Consider the following 15,308-nt stretch of genomic DNA (forward strand, 5'->3'; position numbering starts at 1 on the left):
GTTGCATCAGGGGTCGCTGAATTAGAGATCGGCACCCTTTCTTTCTTTTAAATCTGGAGTTTTAAAATGTCTCTAAGCGTTGAAGCTAAAGCAAAAATCGTTTCTGAGTTTGGTCGTGGCGAAAACGACAGCGGTTCTACCGAAGTTCAGGTTGCACTGCTGACTGCACAGATTAACCATCTGCAGGGTCACTTCTCCGAGCATAAAAAAGATCACCACAGCCGTCGTGGTCTGCTGCGCATGGTTTCCCAGCGTCGTAAACTGCTCGACTACCTGAAACGTAAAGATGTTGCACGTTACTCTTCGCTGATCGAGCGTCTGGGTCTGCGTCGCTAATTCTGCGAGTTTCAGAAAAAGGGGCCTCAGGGCCCCTTTTTTCGACCAGGCGGCAGCAATTCACTAAAAACTCATGTATTGTTGCTATTAATGATCTTCGTGCAGAGGTTCGCGCGGCTAATGAGAGGCTTGATCCGCAGGGGCGGGTAAAGGTTGTCATTAGTCGCGAGGATGCAGGAGATCGGGTCAACTGACGTTATGTCGTGGATATAGCGTCACCTATTGATATAAAGGATAGAATTTTGCTAAATCCGATCGTTCGTAAATTCCAGTACGGCCAACATACCGTAACACTGGAAACCGGCATGATGGCTCGTCAGGCCACTGCTGCTGTCATGGTTAGCATGGATGACACCGCGGTATTCGTTACCGTTGTGGGTCAGAAAAAAGCGAAACCAGGTCAGGACTTCTTCCCGCTGACTGTTAACTATCAAGAACGTACTTACGCAGCAGGTAAAATCCCGGGTGGTTTCTTCCGTCGCGAAGGCCGTCCAAGCGAAGGCGAGACCCTGATCGCGCGTCTGATTGACCGTCCGGTTCGTCCGCTGTTCCCGGAGGGCTTTGTTAACGAAGTGCAGGTTATCGCTACCGTTGTTTCCGTTAACCCGCAGGTTAACCCGGATATCGTGGCGATGATTGGTGCTTCCGCAGCGCTGTCCCTGTCCGGTATTCCGTTCAACGGTCCTATCGGTTCTGCCCGCGTGGGTTACATCAACGACCAGTACGTTCTGAACCCGACTCAGGACGAGCTGAAAGAAAGTAAGCTGGACCTGGTTGTTGCCGGTACCGAAGCGGCCGTGCTGATGGTTGAATCTGAGGCTGAACTGCTGAGCGAAGACCAGATGCTGGGCGCGGTGGTCTTTGGCCACGAGCAGCAGCAGATTGTCATTCAGAACATTAACGAGCTGGTTAAAGAAGCGGGTAAACCGCGCTGGGACTGGCAGCCGGAAGCCGTCAACGAAGCGCTGAATGCGCGCGTTGCTGCCCTGGCCGAAGCGCGTCTGAGCGATGCTTACCGTATCACTGATAAACAAGAGCGTTACGCTCAGATTGACGTGATCAAAGCAGAAACTATCGCGACTCTGATTGCTGAAGATGAAACCCTGGATGCTAACGAACTGGGTGAAATCCTGCACGCTATCGAGAAAAATGCCGTACGTAGCCGCGTACTGGCAGGCGAGCCGCGTATCGATGGCCGTGAAAAAGATATGATCCGTGGTCTGGACGTTCGTACCGGCGTACTGCCGCGTACTCACGGTTCCGCACTGTTCACCCGTGGCGAAACCCAGGCGCTGGTGACTGCGACGCTGGGTACCGCACGTGATGCGCAGAACATCGACGAACTGATGGGCGAGCGTACTGACTCCTTCCTGTTCCACTACAACTTCCCTCCGTACTCCGTCGGCGAGACCGGGATGGTGGGTTCACCGAAGCGTCGTGAAATCGGTCACGGTCGTCTGGCTAAGCGCGGCGTACTGGCCGTTATGCCGACCACGGAAGAATTCCCGTACACCGTTCGCGTGGTGTCTGAAATCACCGAATCTAACGGTTCTTCCTCCATGGCTTCCGTGTGCGGTGCTTCTCTGGCGCTGATGGATGCTGGCGTGCCGGTGAAAGCCGCCGTTGCGGGTATCGCGATGGGTCTGGTGAAAGAAGGCGACAACTACGTCGTACTGTCTGACATTCTGGGTGACGAAGACCACCTGGGTGATATGGACTTCAAAGTAGCGGGTTCCCGCGACGGTATCTCTGCGCTGCAGATGGATATCAAAATTGAAGGCATCACCAAAGAGATCATGCAGGTTGCTCTGAACCAGGCGAAAGGTGCACGTCTGCACATCCTGGGCGTAATGGAGCAGGCGATTAACGCGCCGCGCGGCGATATCTCCGAATTCGCACCGCGTATCCACACCATCAAGATCAGCCCGGACAAGATCAAAGACGTGATCGGTAAAGGCGGTTCTGTGATTCGTGCGCTGACCGAAGAGACCGGCACCACCATCGAAATCGAAGATGACGGTACCGTGAAGATCGCAGCGACCGACGGCGACAAAGCGCAGCATGCTATCCGTCGTATCGAAGAGATCACTGCTGAGATCGAAGTTGGCCGTGTTTACACGGGTAAAGTGACCCGTATCGTTGACTTTGGCGCATTTGTTGCCATCGGCGGCGGTAAAGAAGGTCTGGTGCATATTTCTCAGATCGCCGATAAGCGCGTAGAGAAAGTGACCGATTACCTGCAGATGGGCCAGGAAGTGCCGGTTAAGGTTCTGGAAGTTGACCGTCAGGGCCGTGTTCGTCTGAGCATTAAAGAAGCAGCTGAACAGACTCAGCCTGCCGCTGCACCGGAAGCTCCGGTTGCTGAGCAGGGCGAGTAAGGTTGCCGTTTGCCCTCCGCGTTGGCGGAGGGCGTATTACGGGCAGGACGCCTTGTTTGCAGCCGGGGAACTGGACGTTCATCCAATCGTTGTCTTCGGGAGTGGGAAATGAAGCCTTTTTTGCGCTGGTGTTTCGTGGCGACAGCTCTCACGCTGGCAGGATGCAGCAACTCTGCCTGGCGTAAGGACGCAGTCCTCGCGGTGCCATTGCAACCGACTTTGCAGCAAGAAGTGATTCTGGCGCGCATGGAACAAATTCTTGCCAGTCGGGCTTTAACCGATGACGAACGCGCACAGCTTTTATATGAGCGCGGAGTGTTGTATGATAGTCTCGGTCTGAGGGCATTAGCGCGAAATGATTTTTCACAAGCGTTGGCAATCCGACCTGATATGCCCGAAGTATTCAATTACTTAGGCATTTATTTAACGCAGGCAGGCAATTTTGATGCTGCCTATGAAGCGTTTGATTCTGTACTTGAGCTTGATCCAACTTACAACTACGCGCACTTGAATCGCGGCATCGCCCTGTATTACGGCGGTCGCGCTAAGTTAGCGCAAGATGATCTGCTGGCGTTTTATCAAGACGATCCCAATGATCCTTTCCGTAGCCTGTGGCTTTACCTCGCTGAGCGTAAACTCGACGAGAAGCGGGCGCTTGAAGCACTGAAACAGCGCTTCGACAAATCGGATAAAGAACAATGGGGATGGAACATTGTCGAGTTCTACCTTAGCGACATCAACGAAAAAACGTTGATGGACCGTTTGAAGGCAGACGCAACGGATAACACCTCGCTCGCTGAGCATCTCAGTGAAACCAACTTCTATTTAGGTAAGTACTACCTAAGTCTGGGGGACAAGGACAGCGCTACGGCACTGTTCAAACTGGCGGTCGCAAACAACGTTCACAACTACGTTGAGCACCGATACGCATTGTTGGAATTATCGCTCCTGGGCCAGGAGCAAGATGACCTGGCAGAATCGGACCAGCAATAGCTGACGAACACATCAGCCCATTTTTTGTTTGCCATCACCTTCACGGGTGAGGGCGTTGTTGTTCGTTAATACACCTACTTTGAGCCGGTTCACACTTTTCAATGAAAATTACTCTAAATTTTCACGTTGAGTTATGTAGACTGGCCGCCATTAATTTTGAGGCACACGTACTACATGGCTGAATTCGAAACCACTTTTGCAGATCTGGGCCTGAAGGCTCCCATCCTTGAAGCGCTTAACGATCTGGGTTACGAAAAACCATCTCCGATCCAGGCTGAGTGCATTCCGCATCTGCTGGGCGGCCGCGACGTTCTGGGTATGGCCCAGACGGGTAGCGGTAAAACCGCAGCGTTCTCTTTACCGCTGCTGAACAACCTTGATCCTGAGCTGAAAGCACCGCAAATTCTGGTGCTGGCGCCGACCCGCGAACTGGCGGTTCAGGTCGCTGAAGCAATGACGGACTTCTCTAAACATATGCGCGGCGTAAACGTGGTAGCCCTTTACGGCGGCCAGCGTTATGACGTGCAGCTGCGTGCTTTGCGCCAGGGACCACAAATCGTTGTGGGGACCCCAGGTCGTCTGCTGGACCACCTGAAGCGCGGTACTCTTGATCTCTCTAAACTGAGCGGTCTGGTACTGGATGAAGCTGACGAAATGTTGCGTATGGGCTTCATCGAAGACGTAGAAACAATTATGGCGCAGATCCCGGAAGGTCATCAGACCGCTCTGTTCTCCGCCACCATGCCGGAAGCAATCCGTCGCATTACCCGCCGCTTTATGAAAGAGCCGCAGGAAGTGCGCATCCAGTCCAGCGTCACCACTCGCCCGGACATCAGCCAGAGCTACTGGACTGCTTACGGTATGCGTAAAAATGAAGCGCTGGTGCGTTTCCTGGAAGCAGAAGATTTTGATGCGGCGATTATCTTCGTTCGTACCAAAAACGCGACCCTGGAAGTGGCTGAAGCGCTGGAGCGTAGCGGCTACAACAGCGCCGCGCTGAACGGCGACATGAACCAGGCGCTGCGTGAGCAGACTCTGGAACGTCTGAAAGATGGTCGTCTGGATATCCTGATTGCGACCGACGTTGCGGCTCGTGGCCTCGACGTTGAGCGTATCAGCCTGGTTGTTAACTATGATATCCCGATGGACTCCGAGTCTTACGTTCACCGTATCGGCCGTACCGGTCGTGCGGGTCGTGCTGGCCGCGCGCTGCTGTTTGTTGAGAACCGTGAACGCCGCTTGCTGCGTAACATCGAACGCACCATGAAGCTGACGATTCCAGAAGTAGAGCTGCCGAACGCTGAACTGCTGGGCAAACGCCGCCTGGAAAAATTTGCTGCCAAAGTTCAGCAGCAGCTGGAAAGCAGCGATCTGGATCAGTACCGCGCGCTGCTGGCGAAAATCCAGCCGTCTGCTGAAGATGAAGAGCTGGATATCGAAACTCTGGCCGCAGCACTGCTGAAAATGGCTCAGGGCGAACGTCCGCTGATTCTGCCGCCGGATGCGCCGATGCGTCCTAAGCGTGAATTCCGCGACCGTGACGATCGTTTCGAACGTCGTGGCGACCGCAATGACCGTGGCCCGCGTGGCGACCGTCCGGAGCGTAGCGGCGAAGACCGTCCTAAGCGCGAACGTCGCGATGTGGGCGATATGGAACTGTATCGCATTGAAGTGGGCCGCGATGATGGCGTTGAAGTTCGTCATATTGTTGGCGCTATCGCTAACGAAGGCGATATCAGCAGCCGTTACATCGGTAACATCAAGCTGTTCGGTACCCACTCCACGATCGAACTGCCGAAAGGCATGCCGGGCGAAGTTCTGCAGCACTTCACGCGTACTCGCATCCTGAACAAGCCGATGAACATGCAGCTGCTGGGCGATGCTCAGCCGCGTCCGGACCGTGGCGGCGAACGTCGTGGCGGCGGTGAACGTCGTGAAGGTGGTCGTGCATTCGGTGGCGAACGTCGTGAAGGCGGCCGCAACTTCGGTGAGCGTCGCGAAGGCGGCCGTGGTGATGGTCGTCGTTTCAGCGGCGAACGTCGTGACAGTGCTCGTGCCCCGCGTCGTGATGATGCGTCTGCGGCTCCGCGCCGTGATGATTCCGCTTGCCGTCGTCGTTTCGGTGGCGATGCGTAATTAATGCACTCCGCTAGCGTAAAGTAAATAATACAGCCCCGATCGTGATGATTGGGGCTTTTTTTATTTCCTTTGTACTCGTGTACTGGTACAGTGCTGCGCGTTAACAACGAAAAGCATGATTGACTGGAGATTTCGGCAAATGGCGACACTTACCACTACGGCAACCCGACCGTCCTTGTTTGGCGGCGTGGTGATAATCGGCGGAACCATCATTGGCGCAGGCATGTTTTCGCTGCCGGTGGTCATGTCCGGCGCGTGGTTCTTCTGGTCGCTGGCAGCGCTGATCTTTACCTGGTTTTGCATGCTCCATTCCGGACTGATGATTCTGGAAGCCAACCTGAACTACCGCATTGGTTCCAGCTTCGACACCATCACCAAAGACCTGCTCGGCAAAGGCTGGAATCTGGTCAACGGTCTGTCGATCGCTTTTGTGCTCTATATCCTGACCTATGCCTATATCTCGGCCAGCGGCTCCATACTGCACCATACCTTCTCTGAGCTTTCATTGAATGTGCCGGCGTGGGCGGCGGGCTTTGGCTTTGCGCTGCTGGTGGCTTTTATTGTGTGGTTGAGCACCAAAGCGGTGAGCCGAATGACGGCAATCGTGCTGGGAGCAAAGGTCATCACCTTCTTCCTGACCTTTGGCAGCCTGCTGGGACATGTTGAACCGACGACGTTGTTTAATGTTGCCGAAAAAAATGCTTCCTACACGCCGTATCTGCTGATGACGCTGCCGTTTTGCCTGGCCTCCTTTGGCTATCACGGTAACGTACCGAGCCTGATGAAGTATTACGGCAAAGATCCCCGGACCATTATCCGCTGCCTGGTGTACGGCACGCTGCTGGCCCTCGGACTGTATGTCGTCTGGTTACTGGTGACGATGGGCAACATTCCACGCCCTGAGTTTATCGGCATCGCGCAGAAGGGCGGTAACATTGATGTGCTGGTACAGGCATTGAGCGGAGTGCTCAACAGCCGTAGTCTGGACCTGCTGCTGGTGGTGTTCTCGAACTTCGCCGTTGCCAGCTCTTTCCTTGGCGTCACTCTGGGCCTGTTTGACTATCTGGCGGACCTGTTTGGGTTTGATGATTCGGCTCTCGGCCGTTTTAAGACTGCGCTCCTGACCTTTGTGCCACCGATCATTGGCGGCCTGCTGCAGCCCAATGGTTTCCTGTATGCCATCGGCTATGCCGGTTTAGCCGCAACCATCTGGGCGGCGATTGTCCCGGCCCTGTTAGCCCGCGCATCGCGTAAACGCTTCGGTAGTCCACAGTTTCGTGTCTGGGGCGGAACGCCGATGATTGTGCTGATTCTGCTGTTTGGCGTCGGCAACATTATCGTGCATTTTTTATCGAGCTTTAATCTGTTGCCTGTTTATCAGTAAGCAGAATAATGCCCGGTGGCGCGAGGCTTACCGGGCCTACAGGGAATGAACAGGCCGGATAAGACGCCGCCGCCATCCGGCAAAAAGTGACCCTGTCGACTCGAAGTGAGAATGCCCGGTGGCGCGAGGCTGACCGGGCCTACAGGGAATGAGCAGGTCGGATAAGACGCCGCCGCCATCCGGCAAAAACTACCCCAGCAACTCCTCTTTCACCTGCATCGCTAAATCAAACGAATGCAAACGCGCCTGATGATCAAAGATCTGCCCGTTGACCATCAGCTCATCGGCCTGGGTTTCCCGCAGAATGGATTCCAGCCCATGGCGGATTTTGGCTTTATCCCCCACCAGCGACATGCTGAGCGCCTGCTGTACTCCGTACTGTTCAGAGGCGGACCACAGTTGATGCATATTTTCCACCGGCGGCGGCAGCTGACCGGTTTCGCCGCGACGCAGTTTCACGAATGCCTGTTGCATCGAGGTGAACAGGAATTCGGCATCACGGTTGCTATCGGCGGCGATGATATTAATACATACCATGGCGTACGGTTTCGCTAAGCGTTCGGACGGTTTGAACTGGGTGCGGTAGAGATGCAGCGCCTGGAATAACATATCCGGCGCGAAGTGCGAGGCGAAGGCAAAAGGCAGCCCAAGCTGTGCCGCCAGCTGCGCGCTGTACAGACTGGATCCTAACAGCCACACCGGGATCTTCTCGCCGTAGCCGGGAACCGGACGCACGTGCGGATTGGGATCGCGGGCATCAAACCAGCCCACCAGTTCGGTGACATCGCGCGGGAAGTTATCAACATCCCCACCCATATGGCGGCGGAGCGCCATCATCGTGCGCTGGTCGCTGCCCGGCGCCCGGCCAAGCCCGAGGTCAATACGACCGGGATACAAGGTATTGAGCGTACCGAACTGTTCGGCGATCACCAGCGGTGAATGGTTGGGTAACATCACGCCACCGGATCCCAGGTGCAGCGTCGTGGTATTCGCTGCCAGATAACCGATAAGCACCGAGGTTGCGGCGCTGGCGATGCCAACCATGTTGTGGTGCTCCGCCAGCCAATAGCGGTGATAGCCGCGTTTTTCAGCCAGACGCGCGAGATCCAGAGAGTGTGAGAAGGCCGTTTTGGCGCAAGAACCCTCGGGGATCGGTGCCAGATCGAGCACCGAGAACGGAATAGATTTGTCAGTCATAAAGGCTCACTTTGTTACAGCATCGTCATCAGATTGAAGGTCTTCTTCCAGCCTGGCGCATTCAGCGAGCGTCGGCCAGAAAAGCTGCAGCGTTCATACTGCATGAAAAGACGAAGCATGCTGTTAACAAAGTGAGCTATTTTCAGGACTGCAGTTCCAGCCCGGCCAGCCGTTTCCAGTAACCGTTACAGTCACTGTTGGCGATCAGCGGCAGCGGCGAGGCGCCGTTTTCATTGGCGCGGAAAGCATCAAGCATGGCAAAGGTATCGTTGTCCAGCGGGGACAGGCGCACCATATCGACCAACCCCTGCATCGACGCCAGTTCGTTGCCGAGGTTATAGACATAGCCGCTCATGGTCTGAATACCATTCAGGACAAACACCTGCTGATTTTCCTGGGACAGCACGCTGCGCCCGTTCGGGTACTTGATGCAGCAGGTCTCGCATTCGTCTTTTGGCCGATCTTCGGAACGTGCGGTAAAGCAGCGCGCAGAATAGGCCAGCGGCAGATGGCCGTAGCTCAGGACTTCCACTTCGAACTGATCGCGCAAACCAAGATCTTCGCACTGGGTGAGCAGATTCACCAGCCAGTCGCGAGACAGTTCAACCGGCATACACCAGCGGATCATTCCCTGTTTACGCAGCAGACGCAGGGTGACGGCGTTATAGCAGTTGAGCGCATGTCCGGCGACGAACGGCAGTTTGCGCTCTGCGCACATATTGACGACGCCAAGATCGCTGGCTTCGATCAGAAATTCGCCGTTATCGACATAGCGCTTCAGCTCATTGAGTTCGGAAGAGGCCTGCACCAGCGCAAGCGTGGAGAGCACCACCTGCTTACCGCTGCCGGCCAGCGCTTTCGCCATCTCCAGCCAGTCGCCTGTTTTGGTGGCGCGACGTTTGCTGCATACGGCTTCGCCCAGATAGATCGTATCGGCACTGGAGCGCGCGGCCTGCTGGTAAAAATCTTCCAGCGTCTCCTTCGGCCAGTAGTAAAGCACCGGCCCTAATGAATATTTCATGACTTTTCTCACTGCCATTTACGGTGGTAGGCGCCAAGGGTGGTTTGTGTCCCTTCGGACATCGCACCGAGCGTCTCCATCCATGCGGATTGCGGAATAAAGTTTTGCGGATCGGCTTTGCAGCGGTCGATCGCCTGACGCCAGACTTTCGCCACCTGGGTGACATAGGCCGGGCTGCGCTGACGACCTTCAATTTTCACCGACGCAATATTTGCCGCCATCAGTTCCGGCAGGAGCTCCAGCGTATTCAGGCTGGTCGGCTCTTCCAGTGCATGATAGCGCTCGCCATCTACCAGATAGCGGCCCTTGCACAGCGTCGGGTAGCCCGCATTTTCACCATCCTGGTAGCGATCGATCAGCACTTCGTTGAGGCGTGATTCGAGACCCTGCGGCGTTTGCTGCCAGCGAACAAAGCGCGCAGGGGAACAGGCGCCGACGGTATTTGGCGATTCGCCGGTCAGGTAGGAAGAGAGGTAGCAGCGGCCTTCCGCCATGATGCACAGGCTACCGAAGGCGAAGACCTCCAGCGGCACCGGCGTTGTGCGGGCCAGCTGTTTTACCTGATGAATTGACAGCACGCGCGGCAGCACGACGCGGGCGACATCGAAATTGCGCTGATAGAAACGCACCGCCTCTTCATTGGTTGCTGACGCCTGTACCGAAACGTGGCGTTCAATATGTGGATAACGCTCCGCGGCGTATTCCAGCATGGCGATATCGGCAAGGATTAAAGCATCCGCGCCCAGCTGCGCCGCCATGTCTACCGCGCGCTGCCAGCGGGCATAGCCGTCAGGATGCGCAAAGGTATTGATCGCAATATGCAGCTTACGACGGTGCTGATGCACAAAGCTCACGGCTTCCTGCAGTTTCTTTTCGGTGAAATTAAGACCGGCAAAGTGGCGGGCGTTGGTGTCATCTTTCAGCCCGATATAGACGGCGTCGGCACCGTTTTCGATGGCCGCCTTAAGTGCCGGAAGGTTGCCGGCTGGGCAGAGCAGCTCCATAACTTTTCCTGAAAAATGCGGCCCGAAGGGACGCTGATAGGGTTAATGAGCAGGGATTTTAGTTAACCTTCTGGTGACAATTTTTGATTTGAGGCAGTTAAAAGCGTATTGGCGGCGCCAATAATAGGTACCCGTCGTGGTGATTTTGTTGATTTACGCCGCTATGTCGTTTATTTGATATGGCACAATAGCGGAACTATTGCTTTCATGGAGTAAGGCTTGTGTTGGATAAATTGCGTTCCCGGCTGGTCCACTTTGGCCCGTCTTTGATGAGCGTGCCGGTTAAGCTGGCGCCTTTTGCCCTCAAGCGCCAGGTGCTGGAGCAGGTATTAAGCTGGCAGTTTCGTCAGGCTCTGGAGGATGGCGAACTGGATTTTCTCGAAGGCCGCTGGTTAAGTATTAATGTGCGTGATATCGGTCTGCTGTGGTATACCTCGGTGAGCGATGGGCGTCTGGTGGTCAGCTCTACGGCCGAAGCGGATGTGAGCTTCAGCGCCGATGCCAGCGATCTGCTGATGATTGTCGCGCGTAAACAGGATCCGGATACATTGTTCTTCCAGCGTCGGCTGGTCATCGAAGGCGATACTGAGCTGGGGCTGTATGTAAAAAACCTGATGGATGCCATTGAGCTGGAGCAGATGCCAAAAGCGCTGCGCGTGATGCTGCTGCAGCTGGCTGACTTTGTTGAAGCGGGGCTAAACGGCCCGCGGAAACCTGAACAGACATCGGTAGGTGAGGCATGCTGATTCGAGTTGAAATTGGGATTGATGCACCGGGAATCGACGCGTTATTGCGCCGTACGTTTGGCAGCGATGCCGAAGCGCAGCTGGTGCACGATTTACGTGAAGACGGTCTGATCACGCTGGGCGTGGTGGCGACAGATGATGAAGGGCAGGTTATTGGCTACGTCGCCTTCAGCCCGGTATCCGTTGAAGGCGAAGAGCTGCAGTGGGTCGGACTGGCGCCGCTGGCGGTAGATGAAAACTATCGCGGCCAGGGCATCGGCAGCCAGCTGGTCTACGAAGGGCTGGATTCATTAAATGAGTTTAGCTATGCCGCAGTGGTGACGCTGGGCGATCCGGCCCTCTACGGGCGCCTTGGCTTTGAGCCGGCTGCCCGCTTCGATCTGCGTTGCCGCTGGCCGGATACCGCCGAGGCGTTCCAGGTACGCCCGCTGGCCGATGACGCGCTGGAAGGGGTGCATGGGCTGGTCGAGTACTGCGATCGCTTTAACCGCCTCTGAGGCTCTCCAGCAGAGTCTCAAAAGAACCATCACCGGCAACGAGGCGCTCTTTCTGGCGCTTCGTTAGCTGCTTGATGCGATACTCCAGTCGTAATGCAAGTGAGTGTTCACCAACTTCCTGACTGAACGCCAGCTGCAGCTCGCCTTTTCCCCGCAATGCTTTTGCTCCCTTGCCATCCTGATGCTGACAAAAACGGCGCGCAACATCGGTAGTAATCCCGGTATAAAGGCGATTATCGGCGGTACGTATCAGATAGAGAAACCAGCGCACGGTAGAAAGGTCGGTATGTTAAGGTAGATGCACCATAACATACCGGAGAGTAAAGATGGATACGCTTGCTGCTATCAGCCGCTGGCTTGGCAAACAGCATGTGATTAGCTGGTGCGTTGCCAGTGAGGGAGAGCTGTGGTGCGCCAATGCGTTTTATGTGTATGACGCGCAAAACGTCGCCTTCTATCTCCTGAGTGATGACCATACCCGCCACGGGCAGATGACCGGCCTGCGCGCAAAGGTTGCCGGCACCGTAAATGGCCAGCCGAAAACCGTAGCCCGCATTCGCGGCGTCCAGTTTAAAGGTGAAATTCGCCGTCTTTCCGGCGACGAGGAAGCGGCGATGCGCGCGCGGTACGTCAACCGCTTTCCGATCGCCAGGATGCTGCGGGCGCCGGTCTGGGAAATCCGTCCGGATGAGCTCAAGTTTACCGATAACACGCTGGGGTTCGGCACCAAGTTACACTGGCTCCGTCAATCCGATAGCCAGTGAAGTCGTAACGGGCGTGCAGAGTCTGACATTTCCCGCATACTTTTGTTACCGCGGCATCCGCTGCTGAAGGGTTGATTTTTCAGGGGGCATAATGAGCCAGGTGCTAATAACAGGGGCTACCGGGTTGGTTGGTGGGCACTTGCTTCGACTGTTAATTCAGGCGCCGGGCATTGCGGCGATAACTGCCGCAACCCGCCGCCCGCTGGCGGATGCCGAGGGGGTGCTGAATCCACATGCCCCTCAGCTGAGCGATGCGTTGGCGCAGGTTGTTGACCCCGTCGATATCGTGTTTTGCTGTCTGGGGACTACGCTGCGAGACGCGGGCAGTCAAGCCGCCTTCATTCAGGCCGACTACCAACTGGTGGTGGATACGGCGCTCACCGGGCTCCGGCTGGGCGCGAAGCACATGCTGGTGGTCAGCGCGATGGGGGCCAACCCGCATTCGATGTTCTTCTACAACCGCGTTAAAGGCGAAATGGAAGAGGCGCTGCGTGCACAGCCGTGGACGCGTCTGACGATTTTGCGCCCGTCGATGCTGCTGGGCGATCGCGATAAAAAAAGGGCAAACGAAGCGGTGCTGGCGCCATTGTTCCGACTGCTGCCGGGAAACTGGAAATCTATCCCTGCCCATGAGGTGGCGCAAGCGATGCTGAGCGAAGCGCTGACCCCTGGACGGGAAGGCGTGACGATTCTGCCATCGGCAAAACTGCGTGAAATTGCGACCCGCGAAGGGTAGTATTCTGCGCTTCACATCACCACATCCTTCCTGGGGAATACTATGGCTGGTCAGTCTTCATCTCGGGCGGCATCACCGTTTCAATGGTGGAAGCCCGCGCTGTTTTTTCTCGTTGTTATCGTTGGCCTGTGGTTCGTTAAATGGCAGCCTTACTATGGCAAGGCGTTTACGGCCGCAGAAACCCACAGTATCGGCAAATCAATTTTGGCCCAGGCCGACGCTAACCCGCTGAAAGCGGCATGGGACTACGCGGTGGTCTACTTCCTGGCGGTCTGGAAAGCGGCGGTGCTGGGCGTGCTGCTCGGTTCGCTGATTCAGGTGCTGATCCCACGCGACTGGCTGCTGCGTACGCTGGGTCAATCGCGATTTCGCGGTACGCTCTCAGGTGTGCTGTTTTCTCTGCCCGGTATGATGTGTACTTGCTGCGCCGCACCGGTCGCGGCGGGAATGCGTAAGCAGCAGGTATCGATGGGCGGCGCGCTGGCATTCTGGATGGGCAACCCGCTGCTGAATCCGGCAACGCTGGTATTTATGGGCTTTGTGCTGGGCTGGCAGTTTGCCTTGATTCGCCTGGTTGCCGGGCTGGCAACGGTGCTGATCGTGGCGACGCTGGTGCAAAAATGGGTCAAAGAGGCGGCAACGCAACCGTCAGACCTTCCGGCTGTCGGTGATACCGCACAGGGGCCTTTTTTCACCCGCTGGCTGAGCGCGCTCTGGACCCTGTTCTGGAACACTATCCCGGTCTATATTCTGGCGGTCCTGGTGCTGGGAGCGGCGCGCGTCTGGCTGTTCCCGCATGCCGATGGCGTGGTGGGGAATACCCTGTTCTGGGTGATAGCGATGGCGATAGCCGGCTGTCTGTTTGTCATCCCTACCGCGGCGGAGATCCCTATCGTCCAAACCATGATGCTGGCGGGAATGGGGTTTGCCCCGGCGCTGGCGCTGCTTATCACGTTGCCTGCGGTCAGCGTGCCGTCGTTGATTATGTTGCGTAAGGCTTTTCCGGCGAAAGCGCTGTGGCTGACCGGTGGGTTGGTGGCGCTGTGCGGTGCGGTGACTGGCGGACTGGCGCTGATATAACCCTCCCGGGTCGCGGCGTACACGCCTCACCCGGGCTACGGGATTGGTGGCGCTGTGCGGTGCGGTGACTGGCGGTCTGGGGTTGATATCATTCACCCGGGTCGCGGCGTACACGCCTTACCCGGGCTACGGGGCTGGTGGTGCGGTGCGGTGGCTGGCTGGCGGGCTGGGGTTGATATCATTCACCCGGGTCGCGGCGTAAACGCCTTACCCGGGCTACGGGGCTGGTGGTGTGGCGCGGTGGCTGGCTGGCGGGCTGGGGCTGATATCATTCACCCGGGTCGCGGCGTACACGCCTCACCCGGGCTACGGGACCGGTGGCGCGGTGTGGCGTGCTGGCTGGCGGGCTGGGGTTGATATCATTCACCCGGGTCGCGGCGTACACGCCTCACCCGGGCTACGGGACAGCACATCCGTAGCCCGGCTCAGCGTAGCGCAAGCCGGGGGGCGCGTTTATTTGATATAGGTAAAGGCGGTGGTGACGCGCGACACGCCGCTGACCCGGCTGGCAATATCTGCCGCCGCGCGACCTTCACGTTCCGTGACCAGACCCATCAGGAACACTTCGCCATTCTCGGTCGTTACTTTGACGTTTGACGATTTTACCTGATCGGATCCCAACAGCTGAGAGCGCACTTTTGTGGTAATCCAGGTGTCGGAAGAGGCGGTACCTAAGCCAATCGGCTGGCCCTGACGCACTTCGTTAAAGACTTCCGTTGTCCCTTCGACGCCCATCGCAATTTGCTTCGCGCGCGCGGAGAGGTCTGCCACCGGAGACTGACCGGTCAGCAGGACTTTACCCTGATAGGCCGTCACGTTAATCCGGGCCTGCTTCTTAATTTGCTCGTCTTTCGACAGCGCGCTGTTGACGCGCAGTTCCAGCGTACTGTCATCAACCTGAGTACCTACCGTACGCGGGTCCGTGGCGGCTTTGGTGCCGACAGCGGCCGTTCCGACTACCGCTGCGGCAACGCATCCTTGTAGCAGTAGCGCAGAAAGAATGATGGCAAGGGGCGAGAGAGCCTTCATGTGT

At 56.6% G+C, this 15,308-nt stretch carries 16 protein-coding genes; 11 read left to right on the forward strand and 5 right to left on the reverse strand.

Going from position 1 to position 15,308, the window contains the following annotated elements:
- Nucleotides 1-66 precede the first annotated feature (66 nt).
- From rpsO to mtr, 6 genes are all read left to right on the forward strand, one after another.
- Nucleotides 67-336, forward strand: a complete 270-nt coding sequence (gene rpsO / locus Electrica_RS02585) for a 30S ribosomal protein S15 (protein ID WP_004868066.1) — start codon at nucleotides 67-69, stop codon at nucleotides 334-336.
- 242 nt (nucleotides 337-578) lie between these two features.
- The gene (gene pnp / locus Electrica_RS02590; RefSeq protein ID WP_141963308.1) at nucleotides 579-2,714 is read left to right on the forward strand and encodes a polyribonucleotide nucleotidyltransferase; all 2,136 of its coding nucleotides are present in this window, start codon (nucleotides 579-581) and stop codon (nucleotides 2,712-2,714) included.
- Between the two features lie 108 nt (nucleotides 2,715-2,822).
- Entirely contained in the window at nucleotides 2,823-3,707 is an 885-nt protein-coding gene (gene nlpI / locus Electrica_RS02595) for a lipoprotein NlpI (RefSeq protein WP_100685543.1), read from the forward strand.
- Between the two features lie 101 nt (nucleotides 3,708-3,808).
- Nucleotides 3,809-3,889: a protein YrbN gene (gene yrbN, locus Electrica_RS02600; protein ID WP_099001532.1), complete on the forward strand. Its 81-nt coding sequence runs from the start codon at nucleotides 3,809-3,811 to the stop codon at nucleotides 3,887-3,889.
- Nucleotides 3,882-5,843: a DEAD/DEAH family ATP-dependent RNA helicase gene (locus tag Electrica_RS02605; protein ID WP_141963310.1), complete on the forward strand. Its 1,962-nt coding sequence runs from the start codon at nucleotides 3,882-3,884 to the stop codon at nucleotides 5,841-5,843. The genes yrbN and Electrica_RS02605 overlap by 8 nt, the downstream gene beginning before the upstream one ends.
- Nucleotides 5,844-5,985: 142 nt before the next feature.
- Nucleotides 5,986-7,230, forward strand: coding sequence for a tryptophan permease (gene mtr, locus Electrica_RS02610; RefSeq protein ID WP_141963312.1), 1,245 nt, complete (start codon nucleotides 5,986-5,988; stop codon nucleotides 7,228-7,230).
- A gap of 189 nt (nucleotides 7,231-7,419) precedes the next feature.
- Here mtr and Electrica_RS02615 read toward each other — a convergent pair whose 3' ends face one another.
- The 3 genes from Electrica_RS02615 to ubiU form a co-directional block, all read right to left on the reverse strand.
- On the reverse strand, nucleotides 7,420-8,427 hold the full coding sequence (locus tag Electrica_RS02615; RefSeq protein ID WP_141963314.1) for a luciferase-like monooxygenase: 1,008 nt from the start codon (nucleotides 8,425-8,427) through the stop codon (nucleotides 7,420-7,422).
- Between the two features lie 142 nt (nucleotides 8,428-8,569).
- The gene (locus tag Electrica_RS02620; protein WP_100685539.1) at nucleotides 8,570-9,448 is read right to left on the reverse strand and encodes a U32 family peptidase; all 879 of its coding nucleotides are present in this window, start codon (nucleotides 9,446-9,448) and stop codon (nucleotides 8,570-8,572) included.
- A gap of 8 nt (nucleotides 9,449-9,456) precedes the next feature.
- Nucleotides 9,457-10,452 (reverse strand): ubiquinone anaerobic biosynthesis protein UbiU, encoded by a 996-nt coding sequence (gene ubiU / locus Electrica_RS02625; RefSeq protein WP_131048478.1) that lies wholly within the window; start codon nucleotides 10,450-10,452, stop codon nucleotides 9,457-9,459.
- 221 nt (nucleotides 10,453-10,673) lie between these two features.
- Between ubiU and ubiT the strand changes: the two genes are divergently transcribed.
- Entirely contained in the window at nucleotides 10,674-11,198 is a 525-nt protein-coding gene (gene ubiT, locus Electrica_RS02630; protein WP_100685537.1) for a ubiquinone anaerobic biosynthesis accessory factor UbiT, read from the forward strand.
- Nucleotides 11,192-11,695 carry a GNAT family N-acetyltransferase gene (locus tag Electrica_RS02635; RefSeq protein ID WP_100685536.1) on the forward strand — a complete coding sequence of 168 codons (504 nt, stop codon included), beginning with the start codon at nucleotides 11,192-11,194 and terminating at the stop codon, nucleotides 11,693-11,695. Before ubiT ends, Electrica_RS02635 begins: the two co-directional genes overlap by 7 nt.
- On the opposite strand, the gene Electrica_RS02640 is transcribed toward Electrica_RS02635, so the two are convergent.
- Nucleotides 11,682-11,966, reverse strand: coding sequence for a GIY-YIG nuclease family protein (locus Electrica_RS02640; protein ID WP_004868040.1), 285 nt, complete (start codon nucleotides 11,964-11,966; stop codon nucleotides 11,682-11,684). The genes Electrica_RS02635 and Electrica_RS02640 overlap by 14 nt on opposite strands.
- A 55-nt stretch (nucleotides 11,967-12,021) precedes the next feature.
- Here Electrica_RS02640 and Electrica_RS02645 point away from each other — a divergent pair, with 55 nt between their 5' ends.
- From Electrica_RS02645 to Electrica_RS02655, 3 genes are all read left to right on the forward strand, one after another.
- A complete protein-coding gene (locus tag Electrica_RS02645) occupies nucleotides 12,022-12,459 on the forward strand; it encodes a YhbP family protein (protein ID WP_141963316.1) in 438 nt (145 codons plus the stop codon).
- 91 nt (nucleotides 12,460-12,550) lie between these two features.
- A complete protein-coding gene (locus Electrica_RS02650; protein WP_141963318.1) occupies nucleotides 12,551-13,195 on the forward strand; it encodes an NAD(P)H-binding protein in 645 nt (214 codons plus the stop codon).
- Between the two features lie 42 nt (nucleotides 13,196-13,237).
- Complete coding sequence (locus Electrica_RS02655; protein ID WP_131048481.1) at nucleotides 13,238-14,275, forward strand: permease; 1,038 nt, start codon at nucleotides 13,238-13,240, stop codon at nucleotides 14,273-14,275.
- A 453-nt stretch (nucleotides 14,276-14,728) separates the two neighbouring features.
- Here the strand turns inward: Electrica_RS02655 and dolP are convergent, their stop codons facing one another.
- Nucleotides 14,729-15,304, reverse strand: coding sequence for a division/outer membrane stress-associated lipid-binding lipoprotein (gene dolP / locus Electrica_RS02660; RefSeq protein ID WP_100685532.1), 576 nt, complete (start codon nucleotides 15,302-15,304; stop codon nucleotides 14,729-14,731).
- Nucleotides 15,305-15,308 lie beyond the last annotated feature (4 nt).

This window comes from Klebsiella electrica, assembly GCF_006711645.1.
GTDB lineage: Bacteria > Pseudomonadota > Gammaproteobacteria > Enterobacterales > Enterobacteriaceae > Klebsiella > Klebsiella electrica.

What these genes read in the sequence shown, in the direction of transcription:
- rpsO (WP_004868066.1), top strand. Translation starts at nt 67, where the DNA reads ATGTCTCTAAGCGTTGAAGCTAAAGCAAAAATCGTTTCTGAGTTTGGT.
- nlpI (WP_100685543.1), top strand. Translation starts at nt 2,823, where the DNA reads ATGAAGCCTTTTTTGCGCTGGTGTTTCGTGGCGACAGCTCTCACGCTG.
- yrbN (WP_099001532.1), top strand. Translation starts at nt 3,809, where the DNA reads ATGAAAATTACTCTAAATTTTCACGTTGAGTTATGTAGACTGGCCGCC.
- Electrica_RS02605 (WP_141963310.1), top strand. Translation starts at nt 3,882, where the DNA reads ATGGCTGAATTCGAAACCACTTTTGCAGATCTGGGCCTGAAGGCTCCC.
- mtr (WP_141963312.1), top strand. Translation starts at nt 5,986, where the DNA reads ATGGCGACACTTACCACTACGGCAACCCGACCGTCCTTGTTTGGCGGC.
- Electrica_RS02615 (WP_141963314.1), bottom strand. Translation starts at nt 8,427, where the DNA reads ATGACTGACAAATCTATTCCGTTCTCGGTGCTCGATCTGGCACCGATC.
- Electrica_RS02620 (WP_100685539.1), bottom strand. Translation starts at nt 9,448, where the DNA reads ATGAAATATTCATTAGGGCCGGTGCTTTACTACTGGCCGAAGGAGACG.
- ubiU (WP_131048478.1), bottom strand. Translation starts at nt 10,452, where the DNA reads ATGGAGCTGCTCTGCCCAGCCGGCAACCTTCCGGCACTTAAGGCGGCC.
- Electrica_RS02635 (WP_100685536.1), top strand. Translation starts at nt 11,192, where the DNA reads ATGCTGATTCGAGTTGAAATTGGGATTGATGCACCGGGAATCGACGCG.
- Electrica_RS02645 (WP_141963316.1), top strand. Translation starts at nt 12,022, where the DNA reads ATGGATACGCTTGCTGCTATCAGCCGCTGGCTTGGCAAACAGCATGTG.
- Electrica_RS02650 (WP_141963318.1), top strand. Translation starts at nt 12,551, where the DNA reads ATGAGCCAGGTGCTAATAACAGGGGCTACCGGGTTGGTTGGTGGGCAC.
- Electrica_RS02655 (WP_131048481.1), top strand. Translation starts at nt 13,238, where the DNA reads ATGGCTGGTCAGTCTTCATCTCGGGCGGCATCACCGTTTCAATGGTGG.
- dolP (WP_100685532.1), bottom strand. Translation starts at nt 15,304, where the DNA reads ATGAAGGCTCTCTCGCCCCTTGCCATCATTCTTTCTGCGCTACTGCTA.